This is a genomic window from Haemophilus sp. HMSC061E01, from assembly GCF_001810345.1.
GTDB lineage: Bacteria > Pseudomonadota > Gammaproteobacteria > Enterobacterales > Pasteurellaceae > Haemophilus_D.
Genome location: NZ_KV801005.1, coordinates 65202 through 85269, shown reverse-complemented (window position 1 = coordinate 85269; position 20068 = coordinate 65202). Strand labels below are relative to the sequence as shown.

At 40.5% G+C, this 20068-nt stretch carries 16 protein-coding genes and 5 tRNA genes; 13 read left to right on the top strand and 8 right to left on the bottom strand.

Annotated elements, in window-relative coordinates:
• Positions 1-137: 137 nt before the first annotated feature.
• The 3 genes from nudF (at position 138) to miaB (ending at position 3169) form a co-directional block, all read left to right on the top strand.
• Positions 138-761, top strand: a complete 624-nt coding sequence (nudF, locus tag HMPREF2732_RS03815) for an ADP-ribose diphosphatase (protein ID WP_032804069.1) — start codon at positions 138-140, stop codon at positions 759-761.
• Between the two features lie 7 nt (positions 762-768).
• Complete coding sequence (gene cpdA / locus HMPREF2732_RS03810) at positions 769-1593, top strand: 3',5'-cyclic-AMP phosphodiesterase (RefSeq protein WP_070591300.1); 825 nt, start codon at positions 769-771, stop codon at positions 1591-1593.
• A 151-nt stretch (positions 1594-1744) separates the two neighbouring features.
• Complete coding sequence (gene miaB / locus HMPREF2732_RS03805; protein WP_070591298.1) at positions 1745-3169, top strand: tRNA (N6-isopentenyl adenosine(37)-C2)-methylthiotransferase MiaB; 1425 nt, start codon at positions 1745-1747, stop codon at positions 3167-3169.
• A gap of 138 nt (positions 3170-3307) precedes the next feature.
• Here miaB and HMPREF2732_RS03800 read toward each other — a convergent pair.
• The 6 genes from HMPREF2732_RS03800 to HMPREF2732_RS03775 all read right to left on the bottom strand — a co-directional run bounded on the left by HMPREF2732_RS03800 (position 3308) and on the right by HMPREF2732_RS03775 (position 5079).
• Positions 3308-3383: transfer RNA gene (locus HMPREF2732_RS03800), tRNA-Lys, on the bottom strand.
• An 18-nt stretch (positions 3384-3401) separates the two neighbouring features.
• Positions 3402-3488, bottom strand: a tRNA-Leu gene (locus HMPREF2732_RS03795).
• 28 nt (positions 3489-3516) lie between these two features.
• Positions 3517-3590 (bottom strand) — tRNA-Cys (locus HMPREF2732_RS03790).
• Positions 3591-3597: 7 nt separating this feature from the next.
• Positions 3598-3673 (bottom strand) — tRNA-Gly (locus HMPREF2732_RS03785).
• A 155-nt stretch (positions 3674-3828) separates the two neighbouring features.
• The gene (pgsA, locus tag HMPREF2732_RS03780) at positions 3829-4386 is read right to left on the bottom strand and encodes a CDP-diacylglycerol--glycerol-3-phosphate 3-phosphatidyltransferase (protein WP_070591295.1); all 558 of its coding nucleotides are present in this window, start codon (positions 4384-4386) and stop codon (positions 3829-3831) included.
• A 90-nt stretch (positions 4387-4476) separates the two neighbouring features.
• On the bottom strand, positions 4477-5079 hold the full coding sequence (locus HMPREF2732_RS03775; RefSeq protein ID WP_049370140.1) for a peroxiredoxin C: 603 nt from the start codon (positions 5077-5079) through the stop codon (positions 4477-4479).
• Positions 5080-5220: 141 nt separating this feature from the next.
• On the opposite strand from HMPREF2732_RS03775, the gene metC reads away from it, so the two are divergent.
• The 3 genes from metC (at position 5221) to HMPREF2732_RS03760 (ending at position 8439) form a co-directional block, all read left to right on the top strand.
• Positions 5221-6411 carry a cystathionine beta-lyase gene (gene metC / locus HMPREF2732_RS03770; protein ID WP_070591293.1) on the top strand — a complete coding sequence of 397 codons (1191 nt, stop codon included), beginning with the start codon at positions 5221-5223 and terminating at the stop codon, positions 6409-6411.
• 91 nt (positions 6412-6502) lie between these two features.
• Positions 6503-7858 (top strand): UDP-N-acetylmuramate:L-alanyl-gamma-D-glutamyl-meso-diaminopimelate ligase, encoded by a 1356-nt coding sequence (mpl, locus tag HMPREF2732_RS03765; protein ID WP_070591290.1) that lies wholly within the window; start codon positions 6503-6505, stop codon positions 7856-7858.
• 74 nt (positions 7859-7932) lie between these two features.
• Positions 7933-8439: a DUF2301 domain-containing membrane protein gene (locus HMPREF2732_RS03760; RefSeq protein ID WP_070591288.1), complete on the top strand. Its 507-nt coding sequence runs from the start codon at positions 7933-7935 to the stop codon at positions 8437-8439.
• A 113-nt stretch (positions 8440-8552) separates the two neighbouring features.
• Here the strand turns inward: HMPREF2732_RS03760 and HMPREF2732_RS03755 are convergent.
• Positions 8553-8629 (bottom strand) — tRNA-Met (locus HMPREF2732_RS03755).
• Positions 8630-8821: 192 nt separating this feature from the next.
• Here HMPREF2732_RS03755 and mltA point away from each other — a divergent pair.
• The 4 genes from mltA (at position 8822) to rlmKL (ending at position 14285) form a co-directional block, all read left to right on the top strand.
• On the top strand, positions 8822-9949 hold the full coding sequence (gene mltA / locus HMPREF2732_RS03750) for a murein transglycosylase A (RefSeq protein WP_070591284.1): 1128 nt from the start codon (positions 8822-8824) through the stop codon (positions 9947-9949).
• Positions 9949-10710: a tRNA cyclic N6-threonylcarbamoyladenosine(37) synthase TcdA gene (gene tcdA, locus HMPREF2732_RS03745; protein WP_070591280.1), complete on the top strand. Its 762-nt coding sequence runs from the start codon at positions 9949-9951 to the stop codon at positions 10708-10710. Before mltA ends, tcdA begins: the two co-directional genes overlap by 1 nt.
• 167 nt (positions 10711-10877) lie before the next feature.
• Positions 10878-11858: a zinc ABC transporter substrate-binding protein ZnuA gene (znuA, locus tag HMPREF2732_RS03740; protein ID WP_070591278.1), complete on the top strand. Its 981-nt coding sequence runs from the start codon at positions 10878-10880 to the stop codon at positions 11856-11858.
• Positions 11859-12149: 291 nt separating this feature from the next.
• Positions 12150-14285, top strand: coding sequence for a bifunctional 23S rRNA (guanine(2069)-N(7))-methyltransferase RlmK/23S rRNA (guanine(2445)-N(2))-methyltransferase RlmL (gene rlmKL / locus HMPREF2732_RS03735; RefSeq protein ID WP_070591276.1), 2136 nt, complete (start codon positions 12150-12152; stop codon positions 14283-14285).
• A gap of 36 nt (positions 14286-14321) precedes the next feature.
• Here the strand turns inward: rlmKL and HMPREF2732_RS03730 are convergent, their stop codons facing one another.
• Complete coding sequence (locus tag HMPREF2732_RS03730) at positions 14322-16226, bottom strand: monovalent cation:proton antiporter-2 (CPA2) family protein (RefSeq protein WP_070591273.1); 1905 nt, start codon at positions 16224-16226, stop codon at positions 14322-14324.
• Between the two features lie 168 nt (positions 16227-16394).
• On the opposite strand from HMPREF2732_RS03730, the gene HMPREF2732_RS03725 reads away from it, so the two are divergent.
• The 3 genes from HMPREF2732_RS03725 to hrpA form a co-directional block, all read left to right on the top strand.
• On the top strand, positions 16395-16847 hold the full coding sequence (locus tag HMPREF2732_RS03725; RefSeq protein WP_070591270.1) for a DUF441 domain-containing protein: 453 nt from the start codon (positions 16395-16397) through the stop codon (positions 16845-16847).
• Positions 16848-17231, top strand: a complete 384-nt coding sequence (locus HMPREF2732_RS03720) for a DUF423 domain-containing protein (protein WP_070591267.1) — start codon at positions 16848-16850, stop codon at positions 17229-17231.
• A gap of 2 nt (positions 17232-17233) precedes the next feature.
• Positions 17234-20068: ATP-dependent RNA helicase HrpA (gene hrpA, locus HMPREF2732_RS03715; protein ID WP_070591264.1), on the top strand; the 2835-nt coding region annotated here is incomplete at its 3' end.

The window sequence follows — 20068 nt, the reverse complement described above, 5'->3', positions numbered from 1 at the left end:
CCTATGATGAATAAGAAATCATCATAGGTTTTCTTTTTTTGTGACCAGCTTCAAAGTTTCGACAAAAAAATAGAGGGGTCAGTTTTTTTTATTTTTTTATGGGAGTATTATGCGACCTCGATACTAGGAGAGTAATGATGTCAGAAATTCAACAGTTTAGTCAGCATGATATAGAAGTTCTTAATGAAGAAACTGTTTATAAAGGTTTTTTTACACTTAAGAAAGTACAGTTTAAACATAAGCTTTTTGCCGGTGGAGAAAGTGGTGTTGTGACAAGGGAGTTGTTGGTCAAAGGTGCCGCTTCTGCAGTGATTGCTTACGATCCGGAAGAAGATGCAGTGGTTTTAGTTGAGCAAGTACGTATTGGTGCATATCAGCCTGAATCAGCTCGTTCCCCTTGGTTATTAGAATTGATCGCCGGCATGGTAGAAGAGGGGGAACAACCTGAAGAAGTCGCTTTGCGTGAAAGTGAAGAGGAAGCAGGTGTATCCGTTCAAGATCTCACTCATTGTTTAAGCGTGTGGGATAGCCCGGGTGGTGTCGTCGAACGTATTCATTTGTTTGTTGGTCGAGTAGATAGCTCGCAAGCTAAGGGACTTCATGGTTTAGCTGAAGAGAATGAAGACATCCGTGTTCATGTGGTGAAACGTGAGCAAGCCTATCAATGGATGTGTGATGGCAAAATTGATAATGGCATTGCAGTAATGGGCTTGCAATGGCTTCAATTAAATTACGCCCAATTGCAGCAACGCTGGCAATAGGAGTCCCATGAACAATAGATTTGAATATGAACCCGCGAGTGAAGTTGTCAAATTATTACAAATCACCGATCCTCATTTATTTAAGGATACAAGCAAAGACTTATTAGGTATTAACACGCACGAAAGTTTTTCTCAGGTGTTAAAAGAAATTCAGTTGGAGTCTTTTGAGTACGATGTCGTGCTTGCAACAGGGGATTTGGTACAAGATAGTAGCGACGAAGGCTATCTGCGATTTGTTGAAATGGTTAAACCGTTAAATAAGTCAGTATTTTGGCTTCCGGGTAACCATGATTTTCAACCCAAAATGGTCGAACATTTAAGCCAACCGCCGATTAACGCGTCAAAACATTTACTTCTAGGTAAACACTGGCAAGTGATTTTGTTAGATAGCCAAGTATCCGGTGTGCCTCATGGTGAATTAAGTGCTTACCAATTAGATTGGTTAAAAACAAAATTAGCAGAAAATCCAGCGCGTCATAGCTTAGTCGTATTGCATCATCATTTATTACCAACGAATTCAGCATGGCTTGATCAGCATAACTTGCGTAATGCGCATAGCTTCTCAGCCGTTCTTGCTCAATTCAACAATGTAAAAGGGATTTTATACGGGCATATTCATCAACAGGTTGATGGTTATTGGCAGGGGTATCAAACCATGGCAACGCCAGCGACTTGTATTCAATTTAAGCCAGATAGCAATCATTTTGCGTTAGATACCTTACAACCAGGTTGGCGTGAAATTGAGCTACACCCAGATGGACGAATTGAAACGAGAGTAAAACGAATCAAACAAAAAACATTCCTACCCAATATGGAAGAAGAAGGATACTAAACAAAGTGCGGTTAAAATTTAGATGATTTTAACCGCACTTTTTCTATACCGAAATAGGTAAAAGTCCATTTTACACTAGCCAGAATTCCCACAAATCTGTACAATAGCCGACCGATTTTATCTTTTTACTAATCTTTATTTTTTAAGCAATATGACGCAAAAATTACATATTAAAACATGGGGCTGTCAGATGAATGAATACGATTCATCAAAAATGGCCGATCTTCTCTTAAATACACATGGTTTGGAATTGACAGATATTCCAGAAGAAGCAGATGTGTTACTTCTTAACACCTGTTCTATCCGTGAAAAAGCACAAGAAAAAGTGTTCCATCAGTTAGGTCGTTGGAAAGAATTAAAAAAACAAAATCCAAACTTAGTGATTGGTGTGGGCGGTTGTGTGGCTTCACAAGAAGGTGAGCATATTCGTCATCGAGCACCTTATGTGGATATCGTATTTGGTCCGCAAACTTTACATCGCTTACCAGAAATGATTAACCAAATTCGTGGCGGTAAAAGTTCGGTGGTGGATGTGAGTTTCCCAGAAATTGAGAAATTTGACCGCTTACCAGAGCCTCGAGCAGAAGGTCCAACCGCGTTTGTGTCTATTATGGAAGGCTGTAATAAATATTGTACTTACTGTGTGGTGCCTTATACCCGTGGTGAAGAAGTGAGCCGTCCTGTTGATGATGTGTTATTTGAAATTGCGCAGTTGGCAGAGCAAGGTGTACGTGAAATTAATTTATTAGGCCAAAACGTAAACGCGTATCGCGGCCCTACATTTGATGGCGGTATCTGTACATTTGCGGAATTATTGCGTTTAGTGGCGTCTATTGACGGTATCGACCGTTTACGTTTTACTACCAGCCACCCCATCGAATTTACAGATGATATTATTGATGTGTATCGTGATACGCCTGAGTTGGTAGACTTCGTACACTTACCAGTACAAGCTGGTTCAGACCGTATTTTAACGATGATGAAACGTGGTCATACCGCGTTAGAATACAAATCAATCATTCGTAAATTACGTGCGGTGCGTCCAAATATTCAAATCAGCTCAGATTTCATTGTTGGCTTCCCAGGTGAAACCAATAAAGAGTTTGAACAAACAATGAATCTCATCGCGCAAGTTAACTTTGATATGAGCTTCAGCTTTATCTATTCCGCGCGCCCAGGCACACCTGCAGCTGATATGCCAGATGATGTCACTGAAGAAGAGAAAAAACAACGTCTCTATCTTTTACAAGAGCGTATCAACCAACAAGCAGCACAATATAGTCGCCGTATGCTTGGTACAGAGCAACGTGTATTGGTAGAAGGCCCATCTAAGAAAGATATTATGGAATTAACAGGGCGTACGGAAAACAACCGTATTGTGAATTTCCAAGGCTCACCAGATATGATTGGTAAGTTTGTCGATATCAAGATTACGGATGTTTATACTAACTCTCTACGTGGTGAAGTAGTGCGTACAGAAGACCAAATGGGATTACGTATTGCACAATCTCCACAAGAAGTGATGAATCGTACTCGTAAAGAAGATGAATTAGGCGTAGGACGTTATCACGGCTAATTATTTAAAATGAATATGGATAAGTAACCGTACGAAAGTGCGGTTATTTTTTTATGTGTTTTTTAGAAAAGAGAGTAGGAAAGTCTTTATCCTAAATTTTAGGCATAAAAAAACACCCGTTAAGGTGCTGATTTAAAGTGGTGGGTCGTGAAGGATTCGAACCTTCGACCAACGGATTAAAAGTCCGCTGCTCTACCGACTGAGCTAACGACCCACTGGTATGATTTTGAAATGGTGCCCGAAGCCAGACTTGAACTGGCACGCCTCGAAAGGCGAGGGATTTTAAATCCCTTGTGTCTACCGATTCCACCACTCGGGCATTGAGTGATTAACTAACTGCGTGGTTATGGAGGCGTGTCCCGGAGTCGAACCGAGCTACATGGATTTGCAATCCAGTGCATAACCGCTTTGCTAACACGCCGTTAGTTTGGAGCGGGAAACGAGGCTCGAACTCGCGACCCCGACCTTGGCAAGGTCGTGCTCTACCAACTGAGCTATTCCCGCGTTTGCTTGTTGCCAAACAACGGGGCGTATTTTACGGATTTATCTTATTGTGTCAAATAAAATTCGTAAAAAATTTTTTTGATTGGTTAAAAATAATTCAAAAACAAAAGGTGCGATTAAAATAACCGCACCTTTTATTTAAAATTTAGCCAATTCTATAATTCAACGTTATCTAACAAGCTGCCTTTCGCTGCTTTTAAGTATTGGAGCATTGACCAAACTGTTAAAATCGCCGCCAAGTAGAGTAGTATTATTGCCAATGTTTCCATATAGACGTTATATCGCCAGAGTAATCCACCTAAAGCTAGCATTTGAGAGGTGGTTTTTACTTTTCCCAGCCATGAAACAGCTACTTTATTACGTTCACCCAACTCAGCCATCCATTCACGTAAAGCAGAGATAATGATTTCACGTGAAATCATAATAATTGCAGGGATAGTAATCCAGAAAGAATGTTGATATTCCACAATTAATACAAGGGCAGTAATCACCATCACTTTATCAGCAACAGGATCAAGGAACGCACCAAAACGGGTTGTTTGTTTTAATTTTCGAGCAAGATAGCCATCAAACCAGTCAGTGACACCCGCGATAAAGAAAATAAGAGTGGTAATAAAAGGCGCTGAAGGGATAGGGAGATAAAACGCCAAGACGAAGAATGGGATTAAAATCACTCGGAGAATCGTCAGGAAAATGGGAATATTATATTTCATAAAAATAACCGCACTTTGGTTAAAGATACGTTCATTTTAAAGGATCTACAAAAATAAAAAAAGCCACTTAATGTGGCTTTTTCTTAAAAATTAAAGTTTGTCAGCGTTTTGTTTCAAGTATTTAGCAACACCTTCAGGGCTGTCTTTCATACCTTCTTTGCCTTTTTCCCATTGAGCAGGGCAAACTTCACCGTGTTCTTCGTGGAATTGTAACGCATCTACCATACGTAACATTTCATCGATGTTACGACCTAATGGTAAGTCGTTTACGATTTGGTGACGAACAACGCCGTTTTTGTCGATTAAGAATGAAGCACGTAATGCTACACCTTCTTCTGGATGTTCAATACCGTATGCTTTAGCGATTTCGTGTTTAACATCAGCTGCTAATGCATATTTAACTGCACCGATACCGCCGTTTTCAGTTGGGGTATTACGCCATGCATTGTGAGTGAATTCTGAGTCGATAGATACACCAACCACTTCAACACCACGTTTTTTGAATTCTTCATAACGGTGGTCGAATGCGATTAATTCAGATGGGCAAACGAAAGTAAAGTCTAATGGGTAGAAGAATAATACTGCCGCTTTACCATTAACGTGTTTTTTGAAATTGAAGTTGTTAACGATTTCACCATTGCCTAAAACTGCAGAAGAAGTAAAATCTGGAGCTTGACGAGTTACTAATACCATAGTCATAATTCCTATATAAATGTTAATAAAAATTTTGCTAACGCAAAAATTCGGTTAGTATTCTAAAAAAATTGACCGCACTTTAACAGCTGTTTTTATCTATTGAATTAATTAATATTGTCTAAGTTACAGGTTAAATATATGTCAGAACATCATACTTTATCAACGACACTGGTTCATGCCGGACGTAAAAAACGTTTTACCCAAGGGGCGGTAAACCCGGTGGTCCAACGTGCCTCTTCTTTAGTGTTTGACACTATTGCAGATAAAAAACATTGTACAAAAAATCGTTACAAGGGAGAGCTTTTCTATGGACGCCGTGGCACGTTAACGCATTTTGCGCTTCAAGATTTAATGTGTGAAATGGAAGGGGGCGCTGGCTGTTATCTTTATCCTTGTGGTGCCGCAGCAGTAACCAATGCTATTTTATCCTTTGTGGAAACAGGCGATCATGTCTTAATGACAGGTGCGGCGTATGAGCCGACACAAGATTTTTGCAATGTGATTTTGAAAAAAATGCATATTGATACAACCTATTATGATCCCATGATAGGTGCTGATGTTGCCAAACTCGTGCAACCAAACACGAAAGTCTTATTTTTAGAGTCGCCAAGCTCTTTAACGATGGAAGTGCCTGATATCCCCGCGATTGTTAAAGCGGTTAGAGCTGTAAGCCCAGAAATTGTCATTATGATCGATAATACATGGGCGGGGGGCGTACTATTCAAAGCGTTAGAACACGGTATTGATATCTCTATTCAAGCAGGAACCAAATATTTAGTGGGGCATTCAGATATTATGATCGGTACCGCAGTGGCTAATGCACGTACTTGGGATAAATTGCGTGAACATTCTTATTTAATGGGACAAATGGTTGACGCTGATTCCGCTTATACGACAGCACGTGGTATTCGCACCTTAGGCGTACGATTAAAACAACATCATGAAAGTAGTTTAAAAGTGGCCAAATGGTTAAGTGAACAACCACAAGTGAAAGCGGTGTATCATCCAGCGTTACCAAGTTGCCCAGGTCATGAAAACTTTAAACGTGACTTTACTGGCGCAAGCGGTTTATTTTCTTTTGAATTACATAAACGTTTAAATGATGAAGAGCTGGCCGCCTTTATGGATCACTTTGAGCTTTTTACGATGGCTTATTCTTGGGGCGGGTTTGAATCGCTCATTTTATGTAATCAACCAGAAGAAATTGCGAAAATTCGCCCGGGTATTGAACGTAAATTAACGGGCTCATTAATTCGTCTGCATATTGGATTTGAAGACACGGATGAATTAATTGCCGATCTTCAAGCGGGCTTTGACCGAATCAAATAAGAAAGAGGGCTGTTTATGTAAACAGCCCTTATTTACTCAATCTTTGAGTTGATTTATCATAGTCAGCGTTTTTAGCAACTAGAGAAGAACAATGAAACATATTCATATTTTAGGCATCTGCGGGACCTTTATGGGCGGTGTCGCGATGATTGCCAAACAAATGGGTTATAAAGTCACAGGCTCCGATACCAATGTTTACCCACCGATGAGCACTTTTTTACAAGAGCAGGGTATTGAAATTATTCCTAATTATGACGTGGCTCAACTTCAGCCTGCGCCCGATATGGTGATTGTAGGAAATGCCATGAAACGTGGTAATCCTTGCGTGGAATATGTTTTGGATAATGCGTTGCCTTACACATCCGGTCCACAATGGTTACACGACCATTTATTGCGTAATCGTTGGGTGTTAGCGGTTTCGGGTACACATGGTAAAACCACAACAACGGGCATGTTGACTTGGATTTTAGAACAAAATGGATTAAAACCCGGTTTTCTAATCGGTGGTATTGCGGGGAATTTTTGTACATCTGCTCGTTTAGGGGAAAGCGAGTTCTTCGTGATTGAAGCGGATGAATATGATACGGCGTTCTTTGATAAACGTTCTAAATTTGTTCATTACAATCCGAAAACCTTGATCATTAACAACATTAGCTTCGATCATGCAGATATTTTCGACGATCTTCATGCGATCCAGCGTCAATTCCATCACATGATCAGAACCATTCCTTCCACAGGACGTGTTCTTTCTTTTGCAGATGAACAAAGCGTGAAAGAAACACTTAATATGGGCTGTTGGTCAGAACAGCAATTTATCGGTAAAGATAAAGAATGGTTTGCGGAACGTATTACCAATGATTGTTCAGAATTTGCTGTATTCCATCACGGTCAAAAAGTCGCTGAAGTGAAATGGAATATTGTCGGACAGCACAATATGCACAATGCTTTAATGGCGATTGCAGCGGCTTACCATGCAGGTGTGAAAATTGAAGATGCATGTCAGGCATTAGGCAGCTTTATCAATGCAAAACGTCGTTTAGAAGTGAAGGGTGAAGTAAACGGTATTACAGTTTATGATGACTTTGCTCACCATCCAGAAGCCATTTTGGCGACACTTACTGCGTTGCGTGATAAAGTAGGCGGTGGCGTACGTATTCTTGCCGTATTAGAGCCTCGTTCAAACACCATGAAAATGGGCGTGCATAAAGATGAAATTGCGCCAGCACTTGGACGTGCTGATGTCGTGTTTATGCTACAACCAGATAATATTCCATGGGATGTGGCTGAAATTGCGGGACAATGTGTTCAACCGGCACATTACACTGGAAGCGTTGATAAATTAGTCGATATGATTGTGGCTGAAGCGAAACCAACGGATCATATTCTTGTGATGTCAAACGGTAGCTTTGGTGGTATTCATCAAAAGATTTTAGATCGATTAAAATAATCTCAATGTAAAGTGCGGTCAAAAATGAGCGTGTTTTTGACCGCACTTTTTATTATCAAAAATAAGGAAATTACATGGCTGATCCACATATTCAATCTCCAATGGATGTTTGGGATAAACTCACCGTCATTATTTATCGCACAGGCTTTGTCATTGCGGCATTTAGTATTTTGGCTTTAACTTGGTATCCTCAACAGGCTCAAATTGCCATATTGATTGCAGCAACTTGCTGTGCATCATCCCTTCATATTTATTTAAAACATTTCCGCTTAACATTCCAATTTGCCACGTGGCTTGCACTCTTATGTGCGCTTTTAGGTTGGCATGAATTAGCGTTAGGTGGTGCATTAGTAACACTAGGTGGATTATGTTTTAAAGAATACTTCTGTTTTAGAGTACCGCTGTTAAATTTACAACCTGCATTTGTCGCCGCACTTTGGTTTACTTGGGTATTTGAAGGGGGTTGGATTGCCCGAATTTTATCGTTGATCGTTGGTGGATTATTATTAATTCTTGCGGTTCAAAAATGGCGAATGCCATTGCACTTTGATATTGGCGATAAAACAAAGTATCAAATCTAATAAGATTGATAGATAAAGGCATAATGTTTCACGACATGTGCCTTTTTATTTCGATTCAATTTTATCTTTATCTAAAAACGAAAAAAGCACCGAAATTTCGGTGCTTTGTAATTTGGTTGCGGGGGCCGGATTTGAACCGACGGCCTTCGGGTTATGAGCCCGACGAGCTACCAAGCTGCTCCACCCCGCGTCTGATGGCGCGTAATATACTCGTTTCAAAAATTATTGCAAGATTTAAACTGAATTTGACTTTCCGTTTGTTAAGAAAATAAACAATGTGAATATTAATTAATCATTTTATGAAATAGTGCTAGTCCTAAAAGGGAATTTTTGATAGCGTATGCAACTTTGTATTGAGTTAGTTTAATTTAGGAAAATAAGAATGAAATTTCGTCAAAATCTCGCTGTAAAAATGCTCTCTGTAATGGCGGCAGTTTCGGTGCTTGCGTCATGTGGTTCAGCACCAAGTAAAGTCTCTTCTAAAAATAATTCTAGCTTGCCGCGTACAGCAACGGGCGATGATCCACAAAAATTTGGGGCAAAGTATAGCGGACGTACTTATCAACAAGCTATTTTAAGCCCAGTGGCTTCCGTGGAGAACAAAGGTGCAGTCGTTAACCAAGGTGATTTTTTAACACAGTTGACGAATGTTCGTGATTACTCAAATTCATTAACAAATCGCTTTGCGGCGAATTATGGCAAAATCACTAACTGGGTGCTTGCAGGAGCAAATGTAAATGAATTAGCACAATACGGCATTAATCCTCAGATTATGAAAGGTTTTGATGGTTATCAAAACGTGCTGATGACAGGTTATTATTCGCCAGTGATTCATGCACGCCGTACTGCACAAGGTCAATATCAACATCCAATTTATGCGATGCCAAGCTATAAACGTTATAGCCGTGCGGAAATTTACAATGGCGCATTGGCAGGAAAAGGCTTAGAGCTTGCTTATAGTGATTCAATGATGGATAACTTCTTACTTGGTGTACAAGGTAGTGGTTATGTGGATTACGGTGATGGTAATTTAAATTATTTAGCCTATGCAGGTCAAAATGGTTATAAATATCAAGCAGTTGGTCGTTTGTTAGTAGAAGATGGTGAAATTCCAAAAGAAAAAATGTCTATTCAAGCGATTCGTGAATGGGGGAAAGCAAACCCATCTCGAGTACGAGAATTGTTAGAACGTAATCCATCTTATGTTTTCTTTAAAAACGATCCAACAGGTGAAGTGAAAGGTTCTGCCGGTGTGCCTTTAGTGCCAATGGCTGCTGTTGCTTCTGACCGTAATGTGATTCCTTCAGGAACCGTATTATTGGTTGAAGTACCGGATATTGATAATGAGGGTAACTGGATGGGCACACACAAATTACACTTAATGGTGGCACTTGATGTGGGCGGAGCGGTAAATGGTCACCACTTCGACTTATATCGTGGTATTGGCGATCAAGCGGGTCATATTGCGGGGTTATCAAAACACTATGGACGTGTTTGGGTACTACAATAATGGCTCGAGTCGATAACTACGAACAACGTTTTGGCGGCATTGGTCGCCTTTACACACCAGAAGGCTTGACGCGTTTGCGTCAGGCTCATGTGTGCGTCATTGGTATTGGCGGTGTAGGTTCGTGGGTAGTGGAAGCACTTGCGCGAAGTGGCGTAGGGCAGATCACTATGATTGATATGGATGATATTTGTGTCACTAATATTAATCGTCAGCTTCCTGCATTAAGCGGCAATATTGGCAAGCTTAAAACGGAAGTGATGGCCGAGCGCGTTAAGCTGATTAATCCAGAATGTGTGGTGAATATTATCGATGATTTCATTTCACCGGATAATCAAGCAGAATACTTAAATCGTGGCTATGATTATGTGATTGATGCCATTGATAGCGTGAAAACGAAAGCCGCGATGATTGCCTATTGCAAACGTAATAAAATCAAGATTATTACCATTGGTGGCGCAGGTGGTCAGACCGATCCTTCGAAAATTCAAATTGCTGATTTAAGCAAAACGATTCAAGATCCATTATTGGCAAAAGTGCGGTCAGTTTTACGTAAGGATTTCAATTTTACTCAAAATCCACAACGTAAGTTTGCAGTTGATGCGGTGTTTTCCACCCAGCCTCTGATTTTCCCTAAAATGGGCGAGGGCTGTGAAGTATCAGCTACCATGAATTGTGCAAATGGTTTTGGTGCGGTAACTATGATCACCGCAACCTTTGGATTTTTTGCCGTTTCTCGGGTAATCGATAAGTTATTAAAATAAAGAAATGAAGCAACGTGAAAACGTTGCTTTTTCTTTATGAATGAAAGTATTTAACAAGATGAAGAAATATCACTTCATTTTTTTATTTGGAATGTTGCAATTTTATCAAAAAGGCGTAGTCTATGTTGGCTTTGAGAATAATTCCCAATAAAAGTAAGGAAACAAACATGAAACAAGTATTAAAAATGAGTGCAATTTCTACCGCACTTTTAACCCTTCCAATGATGGCAAATGCAGATGTATTGGCCTCCGTGAAACCGCTCGGTTTTATTACATCGTCTATTGCAAACGGTGTGACGGATACACAGGTTTTAGTACCAGCAGGTGCTTCTCCACATGATTACAGCTTAAAACTTTCAGATGTGCAAAAAGTGAAATCTGCGGATTTAGTGCTTTGGGTTGGTGAAGATATTGATGCTTTCTTAGCAAAACCGATTAGTCAAATTGATAGTAAAAAAGTCATCAATATTTCTGATATTCCAGAAATTAAACCACTTTTAAGCAAAGTGCATCATGAGCATTATCATGAAGGCGATGAACACGAGCACGGACATGATCACAAACATGGACACGATCATAAACACGAGCATGGTCATGACCATCACGACCACGATGTTGATGAAAATGGGTTAAGTGTGAACTGGCATTTATGGTATTCACCAGCCATTAGCCAAATTGTGGCACAGAAAGTCGCGGATAAATTAACAGAACAACACCCGGATAAAAAAGAGCTTATTGCGAAAAACTTAGCCGATTTTAACCGCACTTTGACCGAGCAAAGCGAGAAAATCAAAGCGCAATTAGCGCCATTTAAAGATAAAGGCTTCTTTGTATTCCATGATGCTTATAGCTATTTCAATGATGCTTACGGTTTAAACCAAACCGGTTATTTCACCATTAATCCATTAGTGGCACCAGGTGCAAAAACCATTGCTCACATCAAAGAAGAGATTGAAGAACACCATGTAAATTGTCTTTTTGCTGAACCTCAATTCACACCAAAAGTGATTGATTCGCTTGCGCAAAGTACAAAAGTTAACGTAGGTCGTTTAGATCCTATTGGCGATAACGTACAGCTTGGTCCAAATTCTTATGCGAATTTCCTTCAAGCCACCGCTGATAGCTATGCTCAATGTTTAAGTAAATAATCTTAATTACTTTTATTTTAAAAACAGCCCTTAAGGCTGTTTTTTTATTGCCCCATCTAAATCGCCCGAATGATTTTCAATTTTTAAGAAATTTTCGCTTGTTTGAGCGAAGCGAGTTCGAAAATTTCTGTAAAGAAAATTGAAAAAGAATGAGGATTAGCGATTTAATTGGGGTGTGTTTTCTTTTGCCTACTTTGCTTTGCACAAGCAAAGAAAAGTAGGTCGCCTTAGGCGAAATCCTAATTAAAACTATGCTATAATCCGCCCAATTTTTCCCTATCGAGAAAACGCATGAAACAATTATTTGCCACAACTGCCCGTGGTTTTGAAGAACTCTTAAAAGTCGAATTGACAGAGCTTGGTGCAACAGAATGTAAAATTGCACAAGGCGGTGTACATTTTCAAGCTGATGATGAAACACTTTATCGCAGCTTATTATGGTCACGTTTGGCTTCACGTATTTTGCTACCCATTGTAAATGGCAAGGTTTATAGTGATTTAGACTTGTATTCAATTGTGACAGGGCAGGATTGGTTAAGTTATTTTGATGAGAAAGCCACATTTTTTGTCGATTTCAACGGGACAAACCAAGAAATTCGTCACACCCAATTTGGTGCGATGCGTGTGAAAGATGCCATTGTGGATTATTTTGAACGCCAAGGAAAAGCGCGTCCAAACGTGGATAAAGACTATCCAGATGTGCGAATTCATGTTTATTTGAATAAAGAAGAGCTCGTCGTTTCACTCGATTTAAGTGGTGAAGCATTACATTTACGAGGTTATCGCGAAGATACAGGGCAAGCACCTTTACGTGAAACCTTAGCCGCAGCGATAGTACTTCGTTCAGGTTGGAAAAAAGGAACACCATTAGTGGATCCAATGTGCGGTTCGGGCACCTTGCTAATTGAAGCCGCGCAGATGGAAGCACAAATTGCGCCGCAATTACATCGTTTACATTGGGGCTTTGATTGCTGGAAAGGGCATAATCAAGATGCTTGGGATAAGGTGAAAGCAGAGGCGGTACAGCAAGCTGAAACTTATTTTAATCAAAATCCAAAACCGCATTTTTATGGCTTCGATCTCGATCATCGCGTACTTAAAAAAGCACAAAAGAATGCACAAAATGCAGGTGTGGCACACTTAATTCAGTGGAAACAAGGTGATGTCGCCGCATTAAAAAATCCAAGCCCAGATGAAGTGGGAACAGTGATTTGTAACCCGCCTTACGGTGAACGTTTAGGCACAACGCCTGCTTTGATTGCACTATATTCAGTCTTTGGACAACGTCTTAAAAATGAATTTGGTGGTTGGAATGCGTCGATTTTCAGTAGTGAATCTACGTTGCTTGATTGCTTACGTATGCGTTCACATCGTCAATTTAAAGCGAAAAATGGTCCGTTAGATTGTGTTCAGAAGAATTATCAAATTTCTGAACGCAAAGAAAGTGCGGTTGAAAATCCGCTTGAATTTGACCGCACTTCAACGGTAGCGGTGGATTTTGCGAATCGCTTACAGAAAAATATTAAGAAAATTGAAAAATGGGCGAAGCAGCAAGGCCTTGATGCGTATCGTTTATATGATGCTGATTTACCGGAATACAATGTGGCAGTGGATCGTTATGGCGATCATATTGTGGTGCAAGAGTATGCTGCACCGAAAAATATTGATGAAAATAAAGCCCGTCAACGTTTATTGGATGCAGTGACTGCAACCTTACAAGTCACCGGTATTGAAACCAATAAACTGATTTTGAAAGTACGTCAAAAACAAAAAGGCACCAACCAATATGAAAAACTGGCTAATAAAGGCGAATATTTCTATGTAAATGAATACGGTGCACGGCTTTGGGTGAATCTAACGGATTACTTGGATACAGGATTATTCTTAGATCATCGTTTAACCCGTAAAATGGTTGGTGAAATGGCAAAAGGCAAAGATTTCCTCAATCTTTTTGCTTATACCGGTTCTGCAACCGTGCATGCTGCATTAGGCGGAGCGAAATCAACGACGACCGTGGATATGTCAAACACCTATCTAAACTGGGCAGAACAAAACCTGATTTTAAATGATATTGAAGGTAAGCAGCATAAGCTCATTCAAGCAGATTGTTTGCAGTGGTTAGAGAAATGTGAGCGCCAGTTTGATTTGATTTTCGTGGATCCGCCAACATTCTCGAATTCTAAACGTATGGAAGACAGCTGGGATGTACAACGTGATCACATCAAATTAATGCGTAATCTTAAACGTATTTTACGTCCTAACGGCACCATCGTGTTCTCAAACAATAAACGTGGTTTTAAAATGGATTTTGAGGCATTAGATGAATTGGGATTAAGTGCGGTCGAAATTTCAGCGAAAACCTTGCCACTTGATTTTGAGCGGAATAAGCAAATCCACAATTGCTGGATTGTGACAATGAAAGCCTAATAGAAAAGCCCGATAATGATTTATCGGGCTTTTTTGTTATTCAACTTCTTTTTGTTTCTCAGTTTCAGAATCATCATGAAGAAGGGTTTCAACTGCGGCTTCATCATTGATATCATCTTCTTTTTCTAAGATTTCAGCCGTTTCTTCATTTAATGCTTCAGCATCAGAATGTGGTTTGATGAAAGGTTTTGGCATCCAATATTTTCGGATGATGTCCGTAGAAAAGCCATGTAAAACTTCTTCATTCAATCGTTCTTGATCTAAGTAACGAACTTCTGCAATGACCTCATCAGCTTCAATTTTATTGATACCTAATTGCATTAATGTTGCATGGCTGAGCGTAAGTGCAGATTCAAAGGTTTCACGTACAATAAAGTCTACGTCTCGTTTAATCAGGCTTACTGTTGTTTTACGGTCATAAGTTCGCGCTAAAATAGGGAGTTTAGGATAAGCATCTTTCAAATTCTGAACAATGCTTTCAATACGATCTGTATCGTTAATCCCGATGACGACACATTTCGCTTTTTCGATACCGGCAGCACGTAATACATCAAGGCGAATACCATCACCGTAATAAACTTTAAAACCAAATTTGGCTGCTGCACGGATGTTTTCGATGTTACGGTCAATCACCGATACGTTAATGCCACGAACAAGAAGCGATTGACAGACGATTTGGCTGAAACGACCAAAACCAATCACGAGTACGCTATCTTCTAAATCCACAATTGGATCAAGATCGCTAGTGTCTACTTTTTCCTCTTGATTTGTTGATTTACGTTGGTTGATTTTACGCATCAATAAACCAATCAGTGGGGAGAATAGCATCGAAATAATGACAGCTGCAGTAAAAGTTGCATTTTGATCTTTTGTCATTACACCTGCCGTAGTTGCAGCAGAGAAGAGTACGAATGCAAATTCACCACCGTGTGCCATAATGGTCATTCGTCCAACGGATTCTTTTCGGTCAAGTTTTGTAATACGCGCAACAGTGTAAACGGCTAAGGCTTTGCCAATGATATAAAGGCACACGATACCTAATAACCAAAGTGCATTGTCGAACACCAAGGTTAAATCAAGTGACATCCCTACGCCCATAAAGAAAAGACCGAGCAATAGACCACGGAACGGTTCAATATCGGCTTCTAATTGGTGGCGGAATGCGGATTCTGAAAGCATTACACCCGCAACGAATGCGCCCATCGCCATTGAAAGGCCACTCGCTTCCATCGCTAATGCCGCACCTAATACCACAAGCAAAGCGGCAGCTGTCATCATCTCGCGAATATGGGCTTTGGAAATCAAGCGGAAAATAGGGTTCATTAACCATTTACCTGCAACCACTAAACCAACAACGGCACCGAGTGCAACAGCAATAGATGTCCAGTTTGTTTGATGTTCAATGTGTTTTGTTTCAGGCGTTAAAAAGGCAATAGAAGCCAATAATGGCACAATAGATAAGTCTTCAAAGATTAAGGTTGAAATCACCCGTTGGCCTTTTGGTGTGTTCGTAATTCCGCGTTCTTCTAATACCTGCATCACAATAGCGGTGGAAGAAAGGGTAAAGCCCATACCTGCGATAAACGCTACCTCTTTAGGAAGATTTAAAATATAGATACCGGCAAAGGTAAGCAGTGCACCACATAGCCCCACTTGTAGAAAACCTCGCCCGAAGATCGCTTTTCGCATGGCCCATAAACGTTCTGGATGCATCTCCAAACCGATGATGAATAAGAACATCACCACGCCCAGTTCCGCCATGTGGAGAACCGATTCTGCATCTTTTATGACGCCGAAAACGGAAGGACCAATTAAACAGCCTGCCACTAAATAACCTAATACGCTACCTAAACCAATACGCTTAAAAAGTGGCACGATAGTGACACTGGTAGCAAGTAGAACAACAGTTTTAATTAATTCAGGGCTGACGGCATTCGACATAGGGCAAAGAAACCTTAGTAAAAACAGGGAGTATGAGAAGAAAGTTCTCTTGTATTCTAGCCTTTTTTAGGTAAATAAAAAACACAGAAAAGCAAGAAATTGGTATAATTTACAAAAACTTTACATGCCAAAAAATGGTCATCTTTCTGACCGCACTTTAGAGGTATTATGTCATTACAATTCAATATGATCGCGTTGTTATTGGTTTTCTTAATCGTTTTGGGCTTAATGAGTCAAAACAGCGCAATCACCATCTCAGCGGCTGTGTTATTAATCATGCAGCAAACCTTATTATCCAAATATATTCCTATACTCGAACAATACGGTGTCAAAATTGGGATCATCATCTTAACGATTGGTGTGCTAGCACCGTTAGTGTCGGGAACAATCCAACTGCCCGATCTCAGTTCATTTTTAAACTGGAAAATGGGCGTTTCTATTTTAACAGGGGTATTCGTCGCATGGCTTGCGGGGAAAGGGGTGCCATTAATGAGTGAACAACCTGTTTTGGTGACAGGATTATTAATTGGTACGATTATTGGTGTGTCTTTCTTAGGTGGTATTCCGGTGGGACCTTTAATCGCCGCAGGTATTTTAGCGGTATTAATAGGAAAATTTTAAATGAAAAACAAATGGTTATTTATCGCAGGATTAAGCGGTTTTTTATGTGTGACGATTGGTGCTTTTGCGGCACATGGATTAAGCAAGGTTTTAGAACCTAAAGAATTAGCGTGGATTGAAACAGGTGTGAGATATCAAATGTTCCACACCATTGCGATTTTTGCGATTGGCATTTTGCAATTATGCCGTGAAGCATTGTTTACCAACAAAATGGCTAATTTCGCTGCAGGGACTTGGGCGTACGGTATTCTTCTTTTTAGCGGCAGTCTTTATGCACTTGCCCTTGGAGCTAGCAAATTCCTTGTTTGGGTAACACCAATTGGCGGAACGTTATTTTTAATTGGTTGGCTTTGTTTGGCTTACGGTGGTTTTAAAAGTAAATAGATATGAAGAATAAATCAGTCAGACGTGAATTAAACCCGATACAACAATCTCTCTTTTCGAAACTCAAGAATATCATGTTGGTGGATCAACGCCGTTTATCTGCCCGCATTCATGGGATTGGAAAAATTAAAAGCCAAGAAGCTCAACAAGCTGTGGCTGATGAAATTCAGCTGCAGATTGAACAGGCCCAATTACGTGTAGAAAATCGTAAAAGTGCGGTCAAAAATCCGATTGTTTTTCCAGAGAGTTTGCCCGTTAGCCAACGCAAAGCAGAAATTCAAAAACTGCTTTCTGAACATCAGGTCATTGTAGTGGCAGGGGAAACCGGTTCGGGTAAAACCACGCAGTTGCCGAAAATGTGTTTGGAATTAGGTTTCGGCAATTTGGGCATGATTGGCCATACTCAGCCGCGCCGTATTGCCGCTCGTTCGGTGGCGGCACGTATTGCGGAAGAACTGGAAACGGAGCTTGGCGGTTTAGTTGGTTATAAGGTTCGTTTTAACGATCAAATCAGTGATGATACGCAAATCAAGTTGATGACTGACGGGATTCTGCTTGCTGAAATTCAAAACGATCGTTTTCTTAATCAATATTCTTGTTTGATTATCGACGAAGCTCACGAACGCAGTCTGAACAATGATTTTATTTTTGGTTATCTGAAACAGCTTTTACCACGTCGTCGTGATTTAAAACTTATCATCACTTCCGCGACCATTGATGTGGAACGTTTTTCTAAACATTTCAACAATGCCCCGATTATCGAAGTCTCGGGCAGAACCTATCCCGTTGAAGTACGCTATCGCCCCGTAGTGGAAGAAGACGACCAAGATCAGCTACAAGGCATTCTCAATGCAGTGGATGAACTGCAAGCAGAAGGTCGGGGCGATATTTTGATTTTTATGAATGGTGAGCGTGAAATTCGCGATACCGCCGAAGCCTTACAAAAACAAAATCTAAAACATACGGAAATTCTACCGCTCTTTGCCCGTCTTTCTGCGCAAGAACAAAATAAAATTTTCCATCCGAGCGGATTAAATCGCATCGTGTTGGCGACCAACGTCGCGGAAACTTCATTGACCGTGCCAGGCATTAAATATGTGATTGACCCAGGTACTGCGCGAATTTCCCGTTATAGTTATCGCACCAAAGTCCAACGTTTACCGATTGAACCTATCTCGCAGGCATCTGCTAATCAGCGTAAAGGTCGTTGTGGTCGTGTAAGTGAAGGGATTTGTATTCGTTTATATTCGGAAGAGGATTTTAATTCTCGTCCTGAATTTACCGATCCTGAAATTTTACGCACCAATTTAGCCTCCGTTATTTTGCAAATGACGGCATTGGGTTTGGATGATATTGAAGCCTTCCCATTTGTGGATGCGCCGGATAAACGCCATATTCAAGATGGGATAAAACTGTTGGAAGAATTAGGTGCGTTTGAAACCGTTCGCACTAAAGCGGGTGAGAAACGTCAATTAACCGCAGTAGGGCGTCAATTATCACAACTCCCTGTGGATCCACGTTTGGCGAAAATGTTACTGAGTGCTGTTTCACAGGGTGCCTTGCATGAAGTAATGATTATTGTCGCCGCATTATCTATTCAAGATCCGCGTGAGCGTCCACAAGAAAAACAGCAAGCTTCCGATGAAAAACATCGCCGTTTTGCCGATAAAAAATCGGATTTCTTAGCTTTCCTCAATCTTTGGCGTTATCTACAAGAACAACAAAAAGAATTGAGTAAAAACCAATTCCGCCGCCAATGCCAAAAGGATTTCTTAAATTATTTACGCATTCGCGAGTGGCAGGATATTTATCATCAAATTCGTTTAACCGTGCGTGAAATGGGTTTGCCGATTAATTCCGAAAAAGCCGAATATCAGCAAATTCATACCGCACTGTTAAGTGGTTTGCTTTCTCATATCGGCTTAAAAGAAGCGGAGAAACAACAATATCTTGGCGCACGTAATGCTCATTTTGCAATTTTCCCCAATTCTGTGCTTTTCAAAAAACAACCGAAATGGGTGATGGCGGCAGAGTTAGTGGAAACCTCCAAACTTTGGGGGCGTATGGTAGCGGAAATTGAGCCAGAATGGATTGAGCCACTTGCCGAGCATCTAATTAAAAAATCCTATTCCGAACCGCGTTGGTCTAAATCTCGTGGCACCGTGATTGCAGATGAAAAAGTCACGCTTTACGGTGTGCCGATTATAGCAGCGCGACCAGTGAATTACGGTGCTATTGATCCAACGGTAAGCCGCGAGATCTTTATTCAATCTGCCTTGGTAGAAGGGGATTGGAATACTAAACATAAATTCTTCAAAGAAAATCAACGACTCGTTCGAGAAGTGGAGGAGTTGGAACACAAAAGTCGCCGCCGCGATATTTTGGTGGACGACCGTACGCTTTTTGAATTTTACGATCAACGTATTGGCACGGAAGTAGTTTCCCAAAAACATTTTGATACCTGGTGGAAAAAGGCGCAGCAAAAAGATCCGGAATTGCTTAATTTTGAACGTTCATTCTTGATTAATGATGATGCGGAACAAGTGAGCAAGCTGGATTTTCCGAATTTCTGGCATCAAGGCAATTTGAAACTCAAATTAACTTATCAATTTGAACCAGGTACCGATGCGGACGGGGTGACCGTGCATATTCCATTGCCATTGCTCAACCAAGTGGAAATGACAGGTTTTGACTGGCAAATTCCAGGTTTGCGTGAAGAATTAGTGATTGCACTGATTAAATCTCTGCCGAAATCTTATCGTCGTAATTTCGTGCCGGCACCTAATTATGCTCAAGCTTTTTTAAGTCGTGCGGTGCCGTTGGAAAAGCCATTATTA